Genomic DNA, 18709 nt, shown 5'->3' with positions numbered 1-18709 from the left:
TTTTTCACCTTTACACCACTTCCGGAGCCAGAGAAATGATCTTCATGTAGTCTCTCTCTCGCAATTCCCTGGCGATCGGGCCGAACACCCTGGTGCCGCGGGGATTTTTGTCTTTCGCCACGATCACGACAGCGTTATCGTCGAAACAAACAAAGGACCCGTCGCTCCGGCGGCGCTTCTTCTTGGTCCTGACCACTACCGCGTTGACGATCTCGCCGTCTTTGACGGTCATGTTCGGCAGGACCTCTTTGACCACCGCAACAACCATATCGCCAATTTCGGAAAACTTGCGGTTAGATCCCCCGAGGCATCTAATGATCATAACGGTCCGGGCCCCGCTGTTGTCGGCAACTTTACATATACTACGCGGCTGAATCAACGTTAACCCTCCTGACTACGCGCCACCGTTTATCCTTGGAGATCGGCCTTGTTTCCATGATCTCCACAAGGTCGCCGGCTTTGCACTGATTTTGCTCATCATGCGCTTTGAAGTTTTTCGCCGTCCGGATTATCTTATGATATTTCGGATGCCGGAAAACCCGTTCAACTTTAACAACCACGGTCTTCTGCATCTTGTCGCTGACCACGACCCCTTGTCTGACTTTGGGATTCCCTCTTTCCACTATTTAGCCTCCTTGGATTTGACCGGTTGGACATTTTTCTTTTGAGCGGTGATCGTCAAGACCCTGGCGATCGTCCGGCGCAGCTCCCTCTGTTTCAGGGGATTCTTGACCTGCTGGTTTGATTTTTGGAGCCGCAGGTTAAATAGCTCCCGCCGAAGGTCAGAAACCTTCTTGACCAGCTCGTTTATCGTCAGTTCGCGTAATTCTTTGGTATTCATTATTGCTTCACCACTAGTTTAACCGCCATGGGGAGCTTGTAGCTGGCCAAAGTAAAGGCTTGTTTCGCGTCTTCCAGGCTAACCCCGGCAATTTCAAAAATAATGTGGCCCCGTTTGATCGGCACCACAAATTTGACCGGCGCCCCTTTGCCTCCACCCATTCTGGTCTCAGCCGCCCGGGCGGTGACAACTTTGTCGGCGCAAACCCTAAGCCAGATCTTTCCCCCTCTTTTAAAGAAGTGGGTCATCGCTTTTCTGGCCGATTCGATCTGGTTGGTCGTCAAATAGACGCACTCTTCGGACTGCAGCCCGAACTCGCCGTAATGCAGGGTATTTCCCCGCGACGCACAGCCTTTCAGCCGGCGGCGCTGGTGTTTCCTAAACTTTTGCTTCGATGGTATTAGGCCCACTCTTGGTCTCCTTTGCCGGCGGTAAAACTTCACCCTTGTAGATCCAAACTTTAATGCCGATCTTCCCGTACATGGTCATCGCCTCGGCAAAACCATAATCGATCCTGGCGCGCAGAGTTTGCAGCGGCACCCGGCCGTTGCGGTACCATTCGCTTCTGGCGATCTCGGAGCCGTCAAGCCGGCCGCCGCACATGATCTTGATCCCTTTGGAACCGGCGCGCAATGATCTGGAAACCCCCTGCTTCATCGCCCGGCGGAAGGAAATGCGTTTTTCCAGCTGCTGCGCAATGTTTTCAGCCATCAAGATCGCGCAGGAATCAGGGTTTGATTCCTCGTGAACGTTAAGCTGGACCTGTTTGCCGACTTTTTTGATCAACTGTTCACGCAGGGCGGCAACTTCTTTCCCCCCCTTGCCAATGATCAAACCCGGCTTGGCGGTGTAAAGATCAACTTCGATCTGGTTGGCTTTCCGCAAGATCTTGATCCGGGAGATCCCCGCTTTGTAAAGTAAATTTTTCAGGTAGCTCCTAAGCTCAATATCTTCCTGAAGCAGTTTCTTGAAGCTTTGATCATCGGCGTACCAAACGCTATCCCACTCTTCGATGATCCCGAGCCGCAAACCTTTTGGGTGGACCTTTTGACCCATTATTTCCCCTCCTGCACGGAGACAGTAACATGACTTGTTCTCTTTTGGATCGGGAAAGCCCGGCCGCGCGCGCGCGGCTGGAACCGCTTCATCACAAAACCCTTGGTCACGAAAACTTCTCCCAGCACTAATTTTGATTCATCCATCTTGTAATTATTCCTGGCGTTGGCGACCGCCGACAGCACGGTCTTTTCCAGCACCCGCGCCGCTTTTTGCGGCATGAACCGGAGCAAGGCAATCGCTTCGGCGACCGATTTTCCGCGAACTTCGTCCATCACCCGCATGATCTTGCGGGGAGAACTCCTGACCCATTTTGATCTGGCTTTTACGTTAACCATAATTAAGCTGGCGACTCCGTTTTATTGGCCGGCGAACTGTGTCCGCGGAAAGTCCGGGTATGGGCGAATTCGCCCAGTTTGTGCCCGACATAATTTTCCGTGATGTAGATCGGGATATGCTTGTTCCCGTTATGGACCGCCAGGGTCAGGCCGACCATATCGGGGATCACGGTCGAGCTCCGTGACCAGGTCTTGATCACTTTTTTATCGTTGGTCGCCTGGGCCTTTTGGACCTTGCGCAACAATTTTTCTTCAACAAACGGCCCTTTATGCGTCGAACGCGCCATTACTTTTTCCTCCTGGACAGAATAAATCGCTCACTGCGTAGTCTTGCTTTTCTAGTTTTCTTACCCAAAGTAGGTTTGCCCCAAGGGGTAACAGGATGTTCTCTCCCGATGCCGGACTTACCCTCGCCACCACCGTGCGGGTGATCGCAGGGATTCATTACAACGCCGCGAACTTCCGGCCGACGCCCTAAGTGCCGCTTCTTGCCGGCTTTACCAAGAACAACGTTCTTGGCGTCCAGATTCCCAACCTGGCCGACAGTCGCCCGGCAGGAAATAAGGATCATCCTTTGCTCGCCGGATGGCATCTTCACAATAGCATAATTTCCCTCTTTTGCCAACAGCAATAATCCGGCGCCGGCGGAGCGGGCCAATTTGCCGCCGCGGCCCGGATCGATCTCAACATTGTGGACGGTGGTCCCGATGGGGATGGACGACAGGGGCAAAGCATTGCCCGGTTTGATATCGGCTTCGGCCCCGGACATAATGTCGTCGCCAACAGTTAACCCGAGCGGAGCCAGAATATAACTTCTGATTTTATCCGAATATTCGATCAGCGCGATCCGGCAGTTCCGGTTGGGATCGTACTCGATCGCCACCACTTTGGCGGCGACATTATCCTTGTCGCGGATAAAATCGACCAGGCGATAATGTTTTTTGTTGCCGCCGCCCCGATGGCGCATGGAAACAAAACCGCGCCAGTCGCGGCCTGATTTCTGGTTTTTTCTCGCCAGTAGTTTTTTCTCCGGATAATCCTTGGTGATATCCGAATAATCGTCGACAATTTGAAATCTGGTTCCGGGACTGGTTGGGTTCCTTCTCTTCAAAGCCATGTTACGCTTCCAGCTCCTTTATTGTTTGTCCGCTATGCAGGGTCACATAAGCTTTTTTCCATCTCCGAGTTTCGCCGATGCTGCGGCCGACGACCCGGCGTTTGGGACGGACATTGACCATGTTCACCGCTTTTACTTTTGTCTTGAACAGCCGTTCAACCGCCTGTTTGACCATGATCTTCGTCGCGTCAAGATTAACGCGAAAAACATAGCCTCCCAGAGGACGGTTCCCCATCGATTTTTCGGTCACGACCACTCCTAAAATTACGTTTTCAACTTCCATTTTAACTTAATCTCTCCTCTAATATCTTGACAGATCTCTTATCGATAACCAGCCACTTCGATTTCAACAGATCTATAACTGTGACGTCGATCGCCCGGGCAACGGTCACTCCGGCGATATTGCGGACCGATTTGGCCAGGTCATCCTGATCAGCGTGGATCACGGTGACCTTGCCGCTGACCCCAAGCTCCTTCAACAGCTTGACCCCTTCTTTGGTCTTGGCCGCGGCCAGTTTATAGTCGTCAACAACCGTTAGTTTGGATTCGCGGTTAAACTCCGAAAGAGCGACCCGCAGGGCCAAAGAGCGAACCTTCTTCGGCAAAGCGTAGCCGTAATCGCGCGGCTTGGGAGGAAAAATAACCCCGCCCTTGCGCCAGAGAGGCGAGCGATTGCTGCCGGCCCGGGCCCGTCCGGTCCCTTTTTGCTTCCACGGCTTTTTGCCGCCGCCGCTGACTTCGGTCCGGGTCTTGGCCGAATGGGTCCCCCGCCGCGCCGAAGCTTGCAGCCAGCGCACGACTTCGTGCACGACCGCGGTATTTTTTTCTTCGTTGAATATCTTGCTCTTTTCCACGTTATGCCTTCCTTATGAAAACTTTATTTCCCCGTTTGCCCGGCACCGAACCCTGCAGCAGGATCAGATTTTTTTCCGGGATAACCTGGATCACTTTCAACCCTTTATTGGTCGCCTGACAATTCCCCATTCGTCCCGCCATCTGTTTCCCTTTCCAGACCCGTCCCGGCGTGGTGCCGGAACCGATGGAGCCGGGGATCCGGTGGAACTTGGAACCATGCGACATGGGACCGCGATGCTGATGGTAGCGCTTGATCCGGCCGGCAAAACCTTTGCCGACGGTGGTGCCGGAAACTTCGATCATGTCGCCAGCCTTATAAGCGTCAACCTTGAACTCCTGGCCGACTTTAAATTCGGCCGGATCGTCGACCCTGATCTCCCGCTTCACTTTGCCAAAGGTGATCTGGATCGCGGCGTAACCCTCTTTTTCCACCGTCTTGATCTGGGAAACGACGCACGGGCCCGCCTCCACAACCGTCACGGCGAGCTGGTTGCCGCTTTCGTCATAAACCTGGGTCATTCCTTTTTTTATACCTAGCATATCTTTTTTCCTTAATCCATTTTTATTTCGACATCCACGCCGGCCGGCAGGTCGAGCTGCATCAGCGCGTCAACCGTTTGCGGCGGCGGCTCCAGGATATCGATCAGGCGCTTGTGGGTCCGCATTTCAAAATGTTCCCTTGATTTTTTGTCGACGTGAGGAGAGCGAAGGACACACCATTTTTGCTTCTGGGTCGGCAAAGGAATTGGCCCGGAAACCAGCGCCCCGGCCCGTTTGGCCGTGTCCACTATCTTTTCCGCCGACTTATCCAGAACCCGGTGATCGTAGGCCTTTAACTTGATCCTGATCCTTTGTTTCTTCATTTTTTACTTCCCTTGTGCCTTTTCAATTATTTGAGTCGCGATGTTGTTTGGAACTTCGCGGTATTCAGAGAATTCCATTGTGTAGTTCCCCCGTCCCTGGGTCAGCGAACGCAAGTCGGTCGAATAACCGAACATCTGCGCCAGCGGAACTTTGGACTTGATCGTCTGCATGCCGGCCAGCGGGGACATTTCCTCAACGTGGCCGCGGCGGCTGCTCAAATTTCCGATCACATCCCCCATGTACTGTTCGGGAACGACAACTTCAACTTTCATGATCGGTTCAAGCAGGATCGGTTTTGACTTCATAAAACCGCTCTTGAAAGCCATTGAACCGGCGATCTTGAACGCGATCTCGGAAGAGTCGACGTCGTGATAAGAACCGTCAAACAAGGTCGCCCTCATATCGATAACCGGATAGCCGGCCAGAACTCCGGTCAGCATCGCTTCTTTGATACCGGCATCGACCGCCGGAATATATTCCTTGGGGATCGCTCCGCCGACGATCTTGTTGACGAACTCGTATCCCTTACCCGCTTCAAGCGGCTCGATCTTCAGCCAGACGTGGCCGTACTGTCCGCGGCCGCCGGTCTGGCGGATAAATTTGCCTTCCACTTCGGCTGAACCAAGGATGGTCTCCTTATAGGCGACCTGCGGTTTGCCGACGTTGGCTTCAACCTTGAACTCCCGTAATAACCGATCGACGATAATTTCCAGATGGAGCTCCCCCATCCCGGAAATAATGGTCTGGCCGGTCTCGGGATCGGTCTTGATCCGGAAAGTCGGGTCTTCTTCCGCGAGTTTGGAAAGTGAGAGGCCCAGTTTTTCCTGGTCGGCCGAGGTCTTGGGCTCGATCGCCACAAAAATAACCGGCTCCGGGAACTGGATCGACTCCAGGATGATCTGTTTATCGCCATCGCACAAAGTGTCTCCGGTCATCGTCCCTTTGAGCCCAACGATCGCGCCAATGTCGCCGGCATAGATCTCGCTGATCTCTTCGCGCTTGTTGGCGTGCATTTGCAGCAAGCGGCCGATCCGCTCTTTCCGGTCCTTTGAAGAGTTGAAAGTATATGAACCGGTGCTCAAGACCCCCGAGTAGACCCGGAAAAAGGTCAACCGGCCGACAAATGGATCGGTCGCGATCTTGAAGGCTAACGCCGAGAACGGCGCTTCGTCGCTTGGTTCGCGGGTGATCTCTTCCCCGTTTTTCGGATCGGTCCCGACCACCGCTTTCTTGTCCAGAGGCGACGGCAGGTAGTCGACGATCCCGTCAAGCAGGGGCTGAACCCCTTTGTTCTTAAAAGAAGAGCCGCAGAAGACCGGCACGATGGCGGCGTCGACGGTGAGCTTCCGGATCCCCGCTTTGACCTCTTCTTTGGTTAACGGGGTACCGGACAAATATCTTTCCAGGGTCGCGTCGTCGGCTTCAGCCGCCGCTTCAACCAACTGGTCATGGTATTGTTTGGCTTTGTCCGCCAGATCAGCGGGGATCGGCTCCTTATGGAACTTCATCCCCTGCTCATCGTCGTAAATAACCGCTTCCATCTCAACCAGGTCAACCACACCTTTAAAATTCTCCTCGGCGCCGATCGGCAGCTGCATCACCACCGGCCTGACCAGCAGACGGTCCTTGATCTGACCAACCACCCGGTAAAAATCGGCCCCAAGCCGGTCCATTTTATTGACAAACGCCATCCGGGGAACCTTGTAGCGCATTGCCTGCCGCCAGACGGTCTCCGACTGCGGCTGAACCCCGCCAACGGCGCAGAAAATAACCACCACTCCGTCGAGAACGCGCATGGAGCGCTCTACTTCGACGGTAAAATCAACGTGTCCCGGGGTATCGATAATATTGATCCGATGGTCGCGCCAGAAGGTCGTGGTCGCGGCCGAAGTAATGGTAATGCCGCGCTCTTTTTCCTGGACCATCCAGTCCATGGCGGTATTACCGTCATCAACATTGCCGATCCGGTGGAGCCGGCCGCTGTAAAACAACACCCGCTCCGTGGTCGTGGTCTTCCCGGCGTCAATGTGAGCCGCGAATCCCATATTTCTATATTTTTCTATCGGACATTCTCTAGGCATTTTCTTTTACCACCTGAAGTGCGCGAAAGCTTTATTAGCTTCGGCCGTCTTATGCAGCGTTTCCCTGTTTTTCATCGCGTTGCCGCCGCCGTTGTAAGCATCGATCATTTCACCGGACAGGTTTTCCGCCATCGAGCGGCCGCTCCGCTCCCGGGCCGATTCGCGCAGCCATTGCATGGCCAGCGCTTCGCCGCGCAGCTTGGAAACCTCGACCGGGATCTGGTAAGTCGCTCCGCCGACACGCCGGGGCTTGACCTCAAGCAACGGGGTCAGGTTCTCGATCGATTTGGTAAAGATCTCCAGCGCCGGCTTTTTCAATTTACCTTCGACAATTTCCATGGCGTCGTAGAAGATCTTTTCGACTTTGCTCTTCTTCCCGTCCTGGATCATCTTGTTGATAAAACGCTGGACCATGGCACTGCTGTAAATTGGATCCGGAACAATTTTACGTTTGGGGACCCTTCCATACCTAGGCACTGGCGCTACCCCCCTTCGGCCGTTTCGCTCCATACTTGGAACGGCTCTGATTCCGTTTCTCCACGCCGGCGGTATCATACGCGCCGCGCACAATGTGATATCTGACACCGGGCAGGTCTTTAACACGGCCGCCGCGGACCAAAACGACCGAGTGTTCCTGAAGATTGTGGCCAATGCCCGGAATGTAAGCGCTGACCTCTATTCCGCCGGCCAGCTTGACGCGCGCGACTTTGCGCAGCGCCGAGTTGGGCTTTTTGGGGGTAGTGGTATAGACCCTGGTGCAAACACCGCGTTTTAAAGGGCAACACTTGAGCGCCGGAGCCTTGCTCCTGGTTTTCTTAGAGCCCCTCCCTTTTCTGATCAATTGATTGATTGTCGGCATTATTCCTCCTCCTGCTTAACTTCTTCCTCGAGCTCGGAAACGGTCCCGGCCGTCGGAACTAATTCGATATATCGGTAATCTTCGAAACCGGTCCCCGCCGGGATCAACTTGCCGATGATCACGTTCTCCTTGAGACCGTACATCTCGTCGGTTTTTCCCTGGACCGCCGCTTCGGTCAAGACCCTGGCGGTCTCCTGGAATGAAGCGGCAGAAATAAAGCTTTCGGTCGAAAGCGACGCTTTGGTAATGCCGAGCAAGACCTCGTTGGCCTCGGCCTTTTCACCCTTGGACCCATCGTTGATGGTCCCCAGGGTCTTGTTGTCGATCAGCTCGCCGGGAAGAAGGGTGGTATCCCCGGACTGGACAACACGGACCTTCTTGGTCATCTGGCGGACGATAACCTCGATATGCTTGTCAGAGATCGTCACTCCCTGGGAGCGATAGATCTTCTGGATCTCCGCGACCATAAAGCTCTGGGCGGCGCGGGAACCAAGGATGCTCAAGACATCGTGCGGGTTGACCGTCCCTTCGGTCAGCTGCATCCCGACATGGACCTTGTCGCCGGTCGCCACGCGCAAGCGGGTCTCGTAAGGGACAAAATATTCGCGGGCTTCTTCTTTGTCGCGGACCCTGACCGATCTGGCCCCTTCTTTTTCAGAGATCTCAACGATCCCTTCGATCTCGGAAAGGATCGCCGGGTCTTTGGGCCGGCGGCCTTCAAATAATTCTTCAACCCGGGGAAGGCCCTGAATAATATCGCGCGTTTTGCTCGGGTCGCGGCGGATCGCTTCGACCTTGGCAATAACGTCGTGGCTTTCAACGGCGTCCCCGTCTTCAATGTAGACATTCGACCCGGCAATGATCAGGTAAAGCTCGCCGGGAGCAACAATGGCATAGTCTTTTTTGGCTTCCAAAACCACCCCGTTCATCTTGCAGACCACTCCGGTCGCGATCTCGTCGCCGATCTTGACCTTGTCGCCGACATTGACGAACAGTTGGGCATCTTTGGGAATGGCATATTCCTTGCTGACCTTTGGATTATAAGTAAAGATCTCGCCGTCTTTCTTGTTGGTCCTTTCGCCGCGTTTGCTGGAGACTTCCAGGTTGATGTACTTGGCCTTCCCCTGGGTACTGGCGATAACATATTCATAAGACGGGTCAAATTCGGCGACCGTCTGGTTCGCCTCGACTTTATCCCCATCGGCGACCAGCAAAATGGAACCGACCGGCAGGAGATATTCCTCTTTTTTATCCTTGACCTTGACGAAGGCGGAAGCGCTGCGGGTCACCATTTTCCGCTTGGTCCCGAACTCGTCTAAAATGGTCCGGAGCTCAAACCCTTCGCCAAAATGGATCGTTCCTGTATGCTTGATCTTGATGGCGGTCTTGGTCGTCTTATGGAGAGCGACGCCGCCGATGTGGAAGGTTCTCATGGTCAGCTGGGTACCCGGTTCGCCGATCGACTGAGCGGCAATGATCCCGACCGCTTCGCCGACGTTGATCAGGTTCATGGTCGAAAGATCGAGCCCGTAGCATTTCTGGCAGAGCCCTTTCTTGGTATGGCAGGTTAGCGCCGAGCGAACTTCGACTTTTTCTACCCCGGCCGCTTCGATCCTGGCCGCGGTCTCATCGTCCATCATCTCTCCCGCTTTGGCCAAAACCTTGCTGGAGAGCGGGTCGACGACATTTTTGGTCGGGGTCCGATGAACAAGACGCTGAGAGATGGGAACAACGATCTCGTAGCCTTCGCGGATCGCGATCAGCTCGATGCCGTCCTTGGTCCCGCAATCCGGCTCGGTCACGATAACGTCCTGAGCGACGTCGACCAGACGCCTGGTCAGGTAACCGGAATCGGCTGTGCGCAGAGCGGTATCAACCAGCCCTTTGCGCGCGCCGTACGATGAAATAAAGTATTCGGTAATGCTCAACCCTTCTTTAAAGTTAGATTTGATCGGAATGTTAATAATGTTGCCGAACGGATCGGCCATCAAGCCGCGGATACCGGCCAATTGGCGGACCTGCTGGACATTGCCGCGGGCGCCGGAGAAAGCCATCATGTAGACCGAGTTGAGCTTGTCCAGGTCGGCCAGCATCAGTTCGGTCACTTCTTCGGTCACTTTGCTCCAGATATCGAGCGAGCGGATGAATTTTTCCTTGTCGGTCAGCTGGCCGTTGCGGAACATGTTCTCCAGGCTTTCCACCTGCGAGTTGGCTTTTTCAATGATCTCTTTCTTCCGCCTGGGAACATTGAGATCCTCGGTCGAAATGGAAACGCCGGCCAGGGTCGCGTACTTGAAACCGAGCCGCTTGATCTCGTCGGCGATCTCCGCGGTAACGGCGGAGCCGAAGCGGGAGTAGCAGTCGGTGATCAGCTTTTCCAGTTCTTTTTTGGTCAGAACTTTATTGAGATAAGGATATTCCGCGGTAATTCCCCGGTTGCGCAAGACCCGGTTCAGCGTGTAGTTGAACTTGACCCGGCCGACGGTCGTTTCGACGATCTCGCCATGCCGCCGGACCTTGATCGGGGCGTGCAGATGGACCTGGTCCAGGTCGTTGGCGACCATCGCTTCGCGATCACCGGAAAAAACAATATCTTTGCCAAGGGTTTCTTTGTCGTTATCAACGGTCAGGTAATATGTCCCGAGAACCATGTCCTGGGTCGGGGTGATCACCGGCCGGCCCGAAGCGGCCGACATGACATTGTTGGATGAAAGCATCAAAATGCGGCACTCGACCTGGGCTTCGGGAAGGAGCGGCACGTGGACCGCCATCTGATCGCCGTCGAAGTCGGCGTTGAAAGCCGGGCAAACGAGCGGATGGATCTGGATCGCTTTCCCCTCGACCAGGATCGGTTCAAAAGCCTGGACGCTTAAACGATGGAGAGTTGGGGCGCGGTTCAGCATGACCGGATGCCCTTTGATGATCTCTTCGAGCAGGTCCCAGACAATAACGTCCTGGCGTTCGATCAGGCGCTTGGCCGATTTAACGTTCTGGGAGATCCCCCGCTCAACCAGCTTGCGGATCACAAAAGGCTTGAACAGCTCCAGCGCCATCTCTTTGGGAAGACCGCACTGATGCAGCTTCAGGCTTGGGCCGACGACAATTACCGATCGGCCGGAGTAGTCGGTCCGTTTGCCGAGCAGGTTCTGCCGGAAGCGCCCTTGTTTCCCTTCGATCCCGTCAGTCAGGGATTTAAGAGGCCGGCCGGTAGAGCCGGTGACCGCCCGTTTGCGGCGGCCGTTATCGATCAGGACGTCAACCGCTTCCTGGAGCATCCGCTTTTCGTTCCGGATGATCATCTCCGGGGCCCCCATGTTGATCATCTTCTTTAAGCGGTTGTTCCGGTTAAGGACCCGGCGGTAAAGATCGTTCAGGTCTGAGGTGGCAAAACGGCCCCCCTCGAGCTGGACCATGGGGCGCAGGTCGGGCGGGATGACTGGGACGTTGGTCATGATCATCCAGTCGGGGCGATTGTTCGATTTCAGGAAAGCTTCGGCAATGCGGAGCCGTTTGATGATCTTCATCCGCTTCTGGCCGACCGCCCCCTTGAGCTCGCGGCGCAGTTTGGCGACCAGGACCCCCATGTCGATCCGGCTTAAAAGCTCTTTGATCGCCCGGGCGCCGGTCTCGGCCTTCAGGCTGTCGCCGTATTTTTCGGTCGCTTCCTGGTAGTCGGCCTCCCGAAGAACGGTGCCGACCCTAAGTCCTTTAACGTCGTCTTCAACTTCGGTAATGATGAACGCGTCATAATAAATAACTTCTTCCAGAGCCCGGGTCGAGATGTCAAGCAGGAGGCTGATGTAGCTCGGGATCCCGCGCAAAAACCAGATGTGGGCGACCGGTTCCACCAGCTTGATATGCCCCATCCGCTCGCGTCTGACGCGCGAGGTCGTGACTTCCACTCCGCAGCGTTCGCAAACGATCCCGCGATAGCGGACCCGGCGGTACTTGCCGCAGTGGCATTCCCAATCTTTGGCCGGCCCGAAGATCTTTTCGCAGAACAGGCCGCGGCGTTCAGGCTTAAAGGTCCGGTAGTTGATAGTTTCCGGCTTTTCTACTTCCCCGTGCGACCAGGAGAGGATCTGTTCCGGCGAAGCCAGACCGATCTTAATGAAATCAAATTCTTTATCTTCCGGTTTTCTAATCGGCAAGTTTCTCTCCTCCTGATGACCGTGATCGGCCAAAGATCTGCGGCGTTCGCTCGCGCGCTGATCTGGTATCTTCGTCAATGTTTATCTCTTTGCCTTCACGGGTGACGGTCTTCATGTCGAGAGCCAATCCGCGCAATTCCTTGAGCAGGACTTTGAACGACTCCGGCATGCCTGGTTTGCTCATTGATTTACCTTTGAGGATCGCTTCATAGGCGCGGGAGCGGCCAACCACGTCGTCGGATTTGATCGTCAGGATCTCCTGCAACGTGTGGGCGGCGCCGTAGGCGTAAAGGGCCCAGACCTCCATTTCTCCGAAGCGCTGTCCGCCGAACTGGGCTTTACCCCCCAGCGGCTGCTGGGTGATAAGCGAATAAGGGCCGGTCGAGCGGGCGTGCATCTTGTCGTCAACTAAGTGGATCAGCTTCATCAGGTACATCTTGCCGACCGCGACCTTGCGGCCAAACGGCCGGCCGGTGCGGGCGTCGATCAGATCGACTTTTCCGCTCTTGTTGACCCACGGAAAATCTTTGCGGGTCGAAGCTTCCTGCAGTTCGTTCTCGATCGTGTTGAGCGAAGCGTTCTCTTCAAACGCTTCGTCAAACGGGGGCATTTCGTATTTCCGGCCAAGCGACCAGCCGGCCTGGCCAAGCATCAATTCAAAGATCTGGCCGATATTCATACGGGAAGGAACGCCCAACGGGTTTAAAATAACATCAACCGGGGTACCATCCGGCAGGTAAGGCATATCTTCTTCCGGCAGGACCTTGGCGACAACCCCTTTGTTCCCGTGCCGTCCGGCGATCTTGTCACCGACACTGATCTTGCGCAATTGAGCGATATAAACCCTGACCAGTTCATGCACTCCCGGCGGCAGCTCATCCCCGTTCTCGCGGGAAAAAGAGCGGACCGCGATAACTTTTCCGGTCTCTCCGGGCGGAACGCGGAGCGAGGTGTCGCGCATATCGCGGGCCTTATCGCCAAAAATGGCGCGAAGGAGCTTTTCTTCGGCCGGCAGTTCGGTTTCTCCCTTTGGAGTAACCTTGCCAACCAGGACATCGCCCGGTTCAACTTCGGAGCCGGCGACGATCACTCCGCGGTCGTCGAGATTGGCGATCGCTTCTTCGCCGACATTGGGGATCTCGCGGGTGATCTCTTCCATTCCCAGCTTGGTGGCACGGACCTCGACTTCCAGCCGCTGGATATGGACGGTAGTGAAAACATCTTTTTTGACCAGGCGTTCGGAGAGAATGATCGCGTCTTCATAGTTGAAACCTTCGAACGGCATCAGGGCGACCAGGCAATTTTTGCCCAGCGCCAGTTCGCCGTCTTTGGTCGCGGAGCTGTCGGCGACCGGTTCGCCAACTTTGACCGACTGGCCAAGTTTGACGCGCGGCCGCTGGTGGACCAGGGTATCCTGGTTGCTCCGGCCAAAGCTGGTCAGCTTGTAAGTATCTTTGGTTTTGTTGTCGCGCTGGATAACCACTTCATTGGCATCAACCCTGATAACTTTGCCCGGGTTCTTGGCGGTAACCAGCGAACGGGAATCTTTGGCGACCCGAGCTTCCCAGCCGGTCCCAACGATTGGGGCTTCCGGGGAAAGGAGCGGCACCGATTGGCGCTGCATGTTGGCCCCCATCAAAGCGCGGTTGGCGTCGTCGTGTTCAACAAAGGGGATCATGGCGGTGGTCACGCCGATGATCTGCTCCGGGGCGACCGCCATGTAGTCGATCTCGTCCGGGGTCGCCAGAATAAATTTGCGTTTATAGCTGACGGTGCAATTCTTGTCGGTGATCTTGCCGTCGTCGTCCAGCTTGACGTCGAACGAAGCGATCCTGAAAAAGTCGCTGACGTCAGCGGTTTGGTATTCTACTTTATTGGTGATCCGCCCTTTTTCCACCTTGCGGTAAGGGGATTCGATAAAACCGTATTTGTTGACCCTCGCGTAGGTCGAGAGGGAGCCGATCAGACCGGCGTTCGGACCTTCCGGTGTTTCGATCGGACAAATGCGGCCATAGTGGGACGGATGGATGTCGCGGACCTCAAAGCCCGCCCGCTCCCGGCTTAAACCGCCGGGGCCAAGGGCCGACAAACGCCGCTTGTGGGTCAATTCGGCCAAAGGATTGGTCTGGTCCATGAATTGCGACAACTGACTGGAGCCGAAAAATTCTTTGATCACCGCTTGCAGCGGCCGGACATTGACCAGTTGTCCCGGGGTCAGCGGCTCCGCTCCTTTGATCATCATCTGCTCTTTGACCAGCTTTTCAACCCGGGCAAAACCGACCCGGATCTGGCGCTGCAAAAGCTCTCCGACGGCGCGGATGCGGCGGTTGCCAAGGTGGTCGATATCGTCAGGCATACCGTCGCCATTGTTAATGCTTACCAGATTTTCGACCATGGCCAAAATGTCGATCTTGGTCAGCATGGTCTTGTCTTCTTCGATCTTGACGGTGAGGCGGCGGTTCAGCTTGTAGCGGCCGACCTTCCCCAGGTCATAGCGTCTGGCGTTGAAGAAAAGATTGTTCAGATAAACCTGAGCCCCTTCCTGGGTTACCGGATCTCCCGGGCGGAGCCGTTTGTAGATCTCGATCAGCGCTTCATCGCGCGGCAGGATCGGGCAATCCTTAAGGGATTTGCGCCGATGCTCCCCTTCCGGTAAAGCTTTGAGGACCTCTTCTTCGGTCGCGCCGATCGCTGACAGGAACATGGTTATCGGGATCTTGCGGGCACGGTTAATCCTAACCGAGAGCGAATTGGAAGCGTCCGTTTCGATCTCCAGCCAGGCACCGCGGTCGGGAACGACCATCGCGTAGAAAATGACCTTCCCGGTCCGCTCGTTCCGCTTTGATTCGCGGAAATAAACGCCGGGAGAACGGACCAGCTGGGAAACAATGACCCGTTCCGCCCCATTAATAATGAAAGTGCCGCGATCGGTCATCATCGGCAGGTCGCCGATGAACACTTCCTGCGACTTGATCTCCTTTGTCTCCTTGTTGAGCAAACGAGCTTCAACCTTCATTGGCACGGAATAAGTCGTTTCCCGGATCAAACACTCTTCAGTCGGGTATTTTGGCTTGCCGTAGCTGCACTTACCGGTGAACGAAAGCTCCAATCCCCCCTGATAACCTTTGATGGGAGAGACCAGCCTTAATTCTTCCGGCAGCCCTTCTTCCAGGAACCACTTGAAAGAATCCTTCTGCAGTTCCAAAAGATCCGGCGGCTCAATGACCTTTCTGCTTCGTGTTTGAAAAAATTTCCTTCTACCAGTCATTATTTGATCTCTACCTTTGCCCCTTCAGCTTCGAGTTTCTTTTTAATCTCTTCAGCTTCTTCTTTCTTTATTTTCTCTTTGACGGTCTTGGGCGCGCCGTCAACGAGATCTTTTGCTTCCTTGAGACCAAGACCGGTCAGCTCGCGGAGAACCTTGAGCACCTGGATCTTCTTGTCTCCGGCAGCGGTAAGCACGACGTCGAACTCATCTTTCGGAGCTTCAGCGGCGGCGCCGGCACCCGGCATCATCCCACCCCCCATCATCATCGGAGCGGCGGCGGTTACCCCGAACTTTTCTTCAAGGGCTTTCACCAGCTCGGACAGTTCGAGAACGGTCATCGACTCAACTGACGTGATCAATTCCTGTACTTTTGACATTTCTTATTCCCCTCCTTTCTTGTCTTTGATCGCTTGCAGGGCGTAGACCAGTTTCCTGATCGGACCTTGCAAGACGTTAACCAAACCGGAGATCGGCGCCTGGAGGCCGCCGACAACTTTACCGAGCAGAATATCGCGCGGCGGCAGCTTGGATATTTCTTTGAGCTGCTTTTCGTCAAAAACAGATTTGCTGACGATCCCGGCGCGCATCGCCCCTTTTTCGATCTCTTTAAAGTATTCAACCATGACCTTGAGCGGGGCGACAGGATCGTCGTAGCCCAGAAGCAAAGCGGTAGAACCTTTGAGCTTGTCTTCCAGCCCATCATAGCCGCATTCGCTCGCCGCCCGGTGGATCAGGGTGTTCTTGATGATCTTCAGCTCGCCGCCGGTGGGCCGGAGTTTCTTGCGCAAACCGGTCAGATCCTTGACGGTAAAGCCAACATAATCGGTGATCACCAGCAAGCTGGATCTGGAGATCCGGTCCTTCAGGTCATCGACAACAATTTTTTTCCGCGCGATCGCTTTTTCGCTCATTATTCAACCTCTTCCAAAGTTTTACGCGTGTCCAGCTTGATCCCCGGCCCCATCGTCGAGGAAAGGGTGATAGATTTGATGTATACACCTTTAAGCCCGGAAGGTTTTTGGCGGTTGATCGCTTCCAGCGAGGTCTTAAAATTCTTGATCAGCGCTTCAGGCGCGAATGAAACTTTCCCGATAACCATATGGACCGCGCCGCCTTTGTCCATCTTGAACTCAACTTTCCCCCCTTTGAATTCCGCGACCGCCTTAGCCACATCCTCTGTGACAGTGCCGGTCTTGGGGTTAGGCATCAGCCCTTTGGGGCCCAGCATTTTTCCAAGCTTGCCGACCGAGACCATCATATCTGGTGAAGCGATCAGAATATCAAAATCGAGGAAGCCCCCCTTGATCTTTTCTACCAGGTCTTCCGAACCGGCTACGGCCGCGCCGGCTTTTTCGGCCTCTTTGACGCCGGCAGGGCTGGTAATGACCGCGATCTTTTTGCTTTTGCCGCTCCCGGAAGGGAGGGAAACAGCGCCGCGGATCGAGGGGTTCTTGGTGGTGTTGACCCCAAGCTTGATCGCCAGGTCGACTGTTTCGTCAAACTTGGCCCAGGCAGTCTGCTTTAACATGGCAACCGCTTCCTGGAGGGTATATTTTTTGTCGCTATTGACCAGTTTGTTCTTTTCGTTGAATTTTTTTCCGCTCATTGTACGTTTATCCCCATGCTCCGGGCGGTCCCTTCAACAATTTTCATCCCGGCTTCGACGTCGTTGGCATTGAGGTCGGGCAATTTAAGTTCGGCAATTTCCTTGACCTTGGCTTTGGAGACGGCGCCTACTTTGTTCTTGTTGGGAACGCCGGACCCTTTTTCCACGCCCGCCGCTTTTCTTAAAAGGTCGGCCACAGGCGGGGTCTTTAATATAAAGGTAAAGGAGCGGTCCTTGAAGATCGAGATCTCGACCGGGATGACCATATCCCCTTTATCTTTGGTCGCGGCATTATATTGTTTACAGAATTCCATGATGTTGAGGCCGTGCTGGCCGAGCGCGGGACCGATCGGAGGGGCGGGATTAGCGGCTCCCGCTTTGATCTGCAATTTTACTTTAGTTAAAAGTTCTTTTTTAGCTGCCATGGCCTTCCCTTCAGACTAATTTTTGGGCGTGCTCAAAATTGACCTCGACCGGCGTGTCCCGACCAAAAATATTGATCAGGACTTTGAGCTTCCCTTTTTCCGGATTGATCTCATCGACATTGCCGGTGTAGCCGCGGAACGGACCAAAAATGATCCTGACCGCCTCACCCTTCTCAAAAAAGACTTCCAGTTTTTCTTCTTTACCAAGCTGTTTCAAGACCCGGGCCATTTCCCGGTCGGATACCGGGGTTGGCTGCGTTTTAGTCCCAATAAATCTGGCGACGCCGGTCGTCTGCCGGATCACGTACCAGGTTTCTTCGTCCAGGATCATCTCGAGGAAAACGTAACCGGGGAACATCTTGCGGATGCGTTCATAGCGCTTGCCGCCTTTGATCTCTATTGTTTCCTCAATCGGGACCAGGACCTGAATAATCTTATCTTTTAAACCTTCGGATTCGATCGCCTGTTCAATTGCCAGCTTGGCCCGGTCTTCCTGGCCGGTCAAGGTTTGGATCACATACCACTTTTTATCGCCAGCCGGCGCCGGTTTTACTTCTTCCGGTGCTGGGGCCGCGTTCTCTTCTGGCTCACTTGTCAAATGTTCTTGGTTATCATTCATTATTTAATCATCAACCCAATATTAATTTAAACACCGAACCGAGCACATAATCGACGAACAACACAAAAAAACCGGTCATCAGAACGATCACTAAAATTATCACGGTCGCCGCGGTAACATATTGCCGATCCGGCCAGGCGACCTTCTTCATTTCCGCCAGAGTCTCGTTAAAGTAATTAACTATCTTATTTTTCATTCAATAATTTAAAACCGGGAGTGGAGGGACTTGAACCCCCAGTCCTGGTTTTGGAGACCAGTGGTTTGCCATTAACCGACACTCCCAGAGCGTTGCCGACAAAGAGAAATTATTTTTCCTCTTTATGCGCTGTATGCTTCCGGTCCCACTTGCAATACTTCGTCAACTCGATCCTCTCTTTAGTGTTCTTCTTGTTCTTAGTAGTGGTGTAATTTTTTCTTTTACATTCACCGCAAACAAGCGTAATAATTTCCTGCATCGTTTACTCCCATAAAAAAAACACAAACTCCCCCGCTCCCCGACTTCATCGGGGAAAAATAGGGAGATTTGTGATCCTTCTAATTCATCGGCAGAAGGACTGGCTCGTTATCCCAAACGGTACCTTAACTATATTATTGTACTGCAATCGGAAAAAGTTGTCAATAAGGTATTT

At 54.2% G+C, this 18709-nt stretch carries 24 protein-coding genes and 1 tRNA gene; all 25 read right to left on the bottom strand.

Annotated features, from left to right (window positions below; genetic code table 11):
• Positions 1 to 10: 10 nt before the first annotated feature.
• The 25 genes from rplN to rpmG all read right to left on the bottom strand — a co-directional run bounded on the left by rplN (position 11) and on the right by rpmG (position 18535).
• On the bottom strand, positions 11 to 379 hold the full coding sequence (gene rplN, locus KKF06_02015; GenBank protein MBU1616542.1) for a 50S ribosomal protein L14: 369 nt from the start codon (positions 377 to 379) through the stop codon (positions 11 to 13).
• Complete coding sequence (rpsQ, locus tag KKF06_02010) at positions 363 to 623, bottom strand: 30S ribosomal protein S17 (GenBank protein MBU1616541.1); 261 nt, start codon at positions 621 to 623, stop codon at positions 363 to 365. Before rpsQ ends, rplN begins: the two co-directional genes overlap by 17 nt.
• On the bottom strand, positions 623 to 841 hold the full coding sequence (gene rpmC, locus KKF06_02005; protein ID MBU1616540.1) for a 50S ribosomal protein L29: 219 nt from the start codon (positions 839 to 841) through the stop codon (positions 623 to 625). Before rpmC ends, rpsQ begins: the two co-directional genes overlap by 1 nt.
• Positions 841 to 1251 (bottom strand): 50S ribosomal protein L16, encoded by a 411-nt coding sequence (rplP, locus tag KKF06_02000; GenBank protein MBU1616539.1) that lies wholly within the window; start codon positions 1249 to 1251, stop codon positions 841 to 843. The genes rpmC and rplP overlap by 1 nt, the downstream gene beginning before the upstream one ends.
• Positions 1220 to 1897 (bottom strand): 30S ribosomal protein S3, encoded by a 678-nt coding sequence (gene rpsC, locus KKF06_01995; protein ID MBU1616538.1) that lies wholly within the window; start codon positions 1895 to 1897, stop codon positions 1220 to 1222. Before rpsC ends, rplP begins: the two co-directional genes overlap by 32 nt.
• Positions 1897 to 2235, bottom strand: coding sequence for a 50S ribosomal protein L22 (gene rplV / locus KKF06_01990; GenBank protein ID MBU1616537.1), 339 nt, complete (start codon positions 2233 to 2235; stop codon positions 1897 to 1899). Before rplV ends, rpsC begins: the two co-directional genes overlap by 1 nt.
• 2 nt (positions 2236 to 2237) lie before the next feature.
• On the bottom strand, positions 2238 to 2522 hold the full coding sequence (gene rpsS / locus KKF06_01985) for a 30S ribosomal protein S19 (protein MBU1616536.1): 285 nt from the start codon (positions 2520 to 2522) through the stop codon (positions 2238 to 2240).
• Positions 2522 to 3352 (bottom strand): 50S ribosomal protein L2, encoded by an 831-nt coding sequence (rplB, locus tag KKF06_01980; GenBank protein MBU1616535.1) that lies wholly within the window; start codon positions 3350 to 3352, stop codon positions 2522 to 2524. The genes rpsS and rplB overlap by 1 nt, the downstream gene beginning before the upstream one ends.
• Before the next feature lies 1 nt (position 3353).
• The gene (rplW, locus tag KKF06_01975) at positions 3354 to 3635 is read right to left on the bottom strand and encodes a 50S ribosomal protein L23 (GenBank protein MBU1616534.1); all 282 of its coding nucleotides are present in this window, start codon (positions 3633 to 3635) and stop codon (positions 3354 to 3356) included.
• A gap of 1 nt (position 3636) precedes the next feature.
• Positions 3637 to 4206: a 50S ribosomal protein L4 gene (gene rplD, locus KKF06_01970; GenBank protein ID MBU1616533.1), complete on the bottom strand. Its 570-nt coding sequence runs from the start codon at positions 4204 to 4206 to the stop codon at positions 3637 to 3639.
• A 1-nt stretch (position 4207) separates the two neighbouring features.
• Positions 4208 to 4747, bottom strand: coding sequence for a 50S ribosomal protein L3 (rplC, locus tag KKF06_01965; GenBank protein MBU1616532.1), 540 nt, complete (start codon positions 4745 to 4747; stop codon positions 4208 to 4210).
• An 11-nt stretch (positions 4748 to 4758) separates the two neighbouring features.
• Positions 4759 to 5070 carry a 30S ribosomal protein S10 gene (gene rpsJ, locus KKF06_01960; GenBank protein MBU1616531.1) on the bottom strand — a complete coding sequence of 104 codons (312 nt, stop codon included), beginning with the start codon at positions 5068 to 5070 and terminating at the stop codon, positions 4759 to 4761.
• Between the two features lie 3 nt (positions 5071 to 5073).
• Positions 5074 to 7152, bottom strand: coding sequence for an elongation factor G (gene fusA / locus KKF06_01955; GenBank protein MBU1616530.1), 2079 nt, complete (start codon positions 7150 to 7152; stop codon positions 5074 to 5076).
• Positions 7153 to 7158: 6 nt separating this feature from the next.
• The gene (gene rpsG / locus KKF06_01950) at positions 7159 to 7629 is read right to left on the bottom strand and encodes a 30S ribosomal protein S7 (protein ID MBU1616529.1); all 471 of its coding nucleotides are present in this window, start codon (positions 7627 to 7629) and stop codon (positions 7159 to 7161) included.
• Positions 7622 to 8011: a 30S ribosomal protein S12 gene (gene rpsL / locus KKF06_01945; protein MBU1616528.1), complete on the bottom strand. Its 390-nt coding sequence runs from the start codon at positions 8009 to 8011 to the stop codon at positions 7622 to 7624. The genes rpsG and rpsL overlap by 8 nt, the downstream gene beginning before the upstream one ends.
• The gene (gene rpoC, locus KKF06_01940) at positions 8011 to 12162 is read right to left on the bottom strand and encodes a DNA-directed RNA polymerase subunit beta' (GenBank protein MBU1616527.1); all 4152 of its coding nucleotides are present in this window, start codon (positions 12160 to 12162) and stop codon (positions 8011 to 8013) included. Before rpoC ends, rpsL begins: the two co-directional genes overlap by 1 nt.
• Complete coding sequence (rpoB, locus tag KKF06_01935) at positions 12152 to 15430, bottom strand: DNA-directed RNA polymerase subunit beta (protein ID MBU1616526.1); 3279 nt, start codon at positions 15428 to 15430, stop codon at positions 12152 to 12154. The genes rpoC and rpoB overlap by 11 nt, the downstream gene beginning before the upstream one ends.
• A complete protein-coding gene (rplL, locus tag KKF06_01930; protein MBU1616525.1) occupies positions 15430 to 15807 on the bottom strand; it encodes a 50S ribosomal protein L7/L12 in 378 nt (125 codons plus the stop codon). The genes rpoB and rplL overlap by 1 nt, the downstream gene beginning before the upstream one ends.
• A 3-nt stretch (positions 15808 to 15810) precedes the next feature.
• The gene (gene rplJ / locus KKF06_01925; GenBank protein MBU1616524.1) at positions 15811 to 16341 is read right to left on the bottom strand and encodes a 50S ribosomal protein L10; all 531 of its coding nucleotides are present in this window, start codon (positions 16339 to 16341) and stop codon (positions 15811 to 15813) included.
• On the bottom strand, positions 16341 to 17036 hold the full coding sequence (gene rplA / locus KKF06_01920; GenBank protein ID MBU1616523.1) for a 50S ribosomal protein L1: 696 nt from the start codon (positions 17034 to 17036) through the stop codon (positions 16341 to 16343). Before rplA ends, rplJ begins: the two co-directional genes overlap by 1 nt.
• A complete protein-coding gene (gene rplK / locus KKF06_01915) occupies positions 17033 to 17461 on the bottom strand; it encodes a 50S ribosomal protein L11 (GenBank protein MBU1616522.1) in 429 nt (142 codons plus the stop codon). Before rplK ends, rplA begins: the two co-directional genes overlap by 4 nt.
• 10 nt (positions 17462 to 17471) lie before the next feature.
• Positions 17472 to 18080, bottom strand: a complete 609-nt coding sequence (gene nusG / locus KKF06_01910; GenBank protein ID MBU1616521.1) for a transcription termination/antitermination protein NusG — start codon at positions 18078 to 18080, stop codon at positions 17472 to 17474.
• A 10-nt stretch (positions 18081 to 18090) separates the two neighbouring features.
• Positions 18091 to 18276 carry a preprotein translocase subunit SecE gene (gene secE / locus KKF06_01905; GenBank protein MBU1616520.1) on the bottom strand — a complete coding sequence of 62 codons (186 nt, stop codon included), beginning with the start codon at positions 18274 to 18276 and terminating at the stop codon, positions 18091 to 18093.
• A gap of 15 nt (positions 18277 to 18291) precedes the next feature.
• Positions 18292 to 18362: transfer RNA gene (locus KKF06_01900), tRNA-Trp, on the bottom strand.
• A 23-nt stretch (positions 18363 to 18385) separates the two neighbouring features.
• Positions 18386 to 18535 carry a 50S ribosomal protein L33 gene (gene rpmG, locus KKF06_01895; GenBank protein ID MBU1616519.1) on the bottom strand — a complete coding sequence of 50 codons (150 nt, stop codon included), beginning with the start codon at positions 18533 to 18535 and terminating at the stop codon, positions 18386 to 18388.
• Between the last annotated feature and the right edge of the window lie 174 nt (positions 18536 to 18709).

It is taken from the genome of Candidatus Margulisiibacteriota bacterium, assembly GCA_018822365.1.
In the GTDB taxonomy this organism is placed as follows: Bacteria; Margulisbacteria; WOR-1; order O2-12-FULL-45-9; family XYB2-FULL-48-7; genus XYB2-FULL-45-9.
Note: the sequence above shows the minus strand (reverse complement) of the source record. Positions and strands in the feature narration are given on the sequence as shown.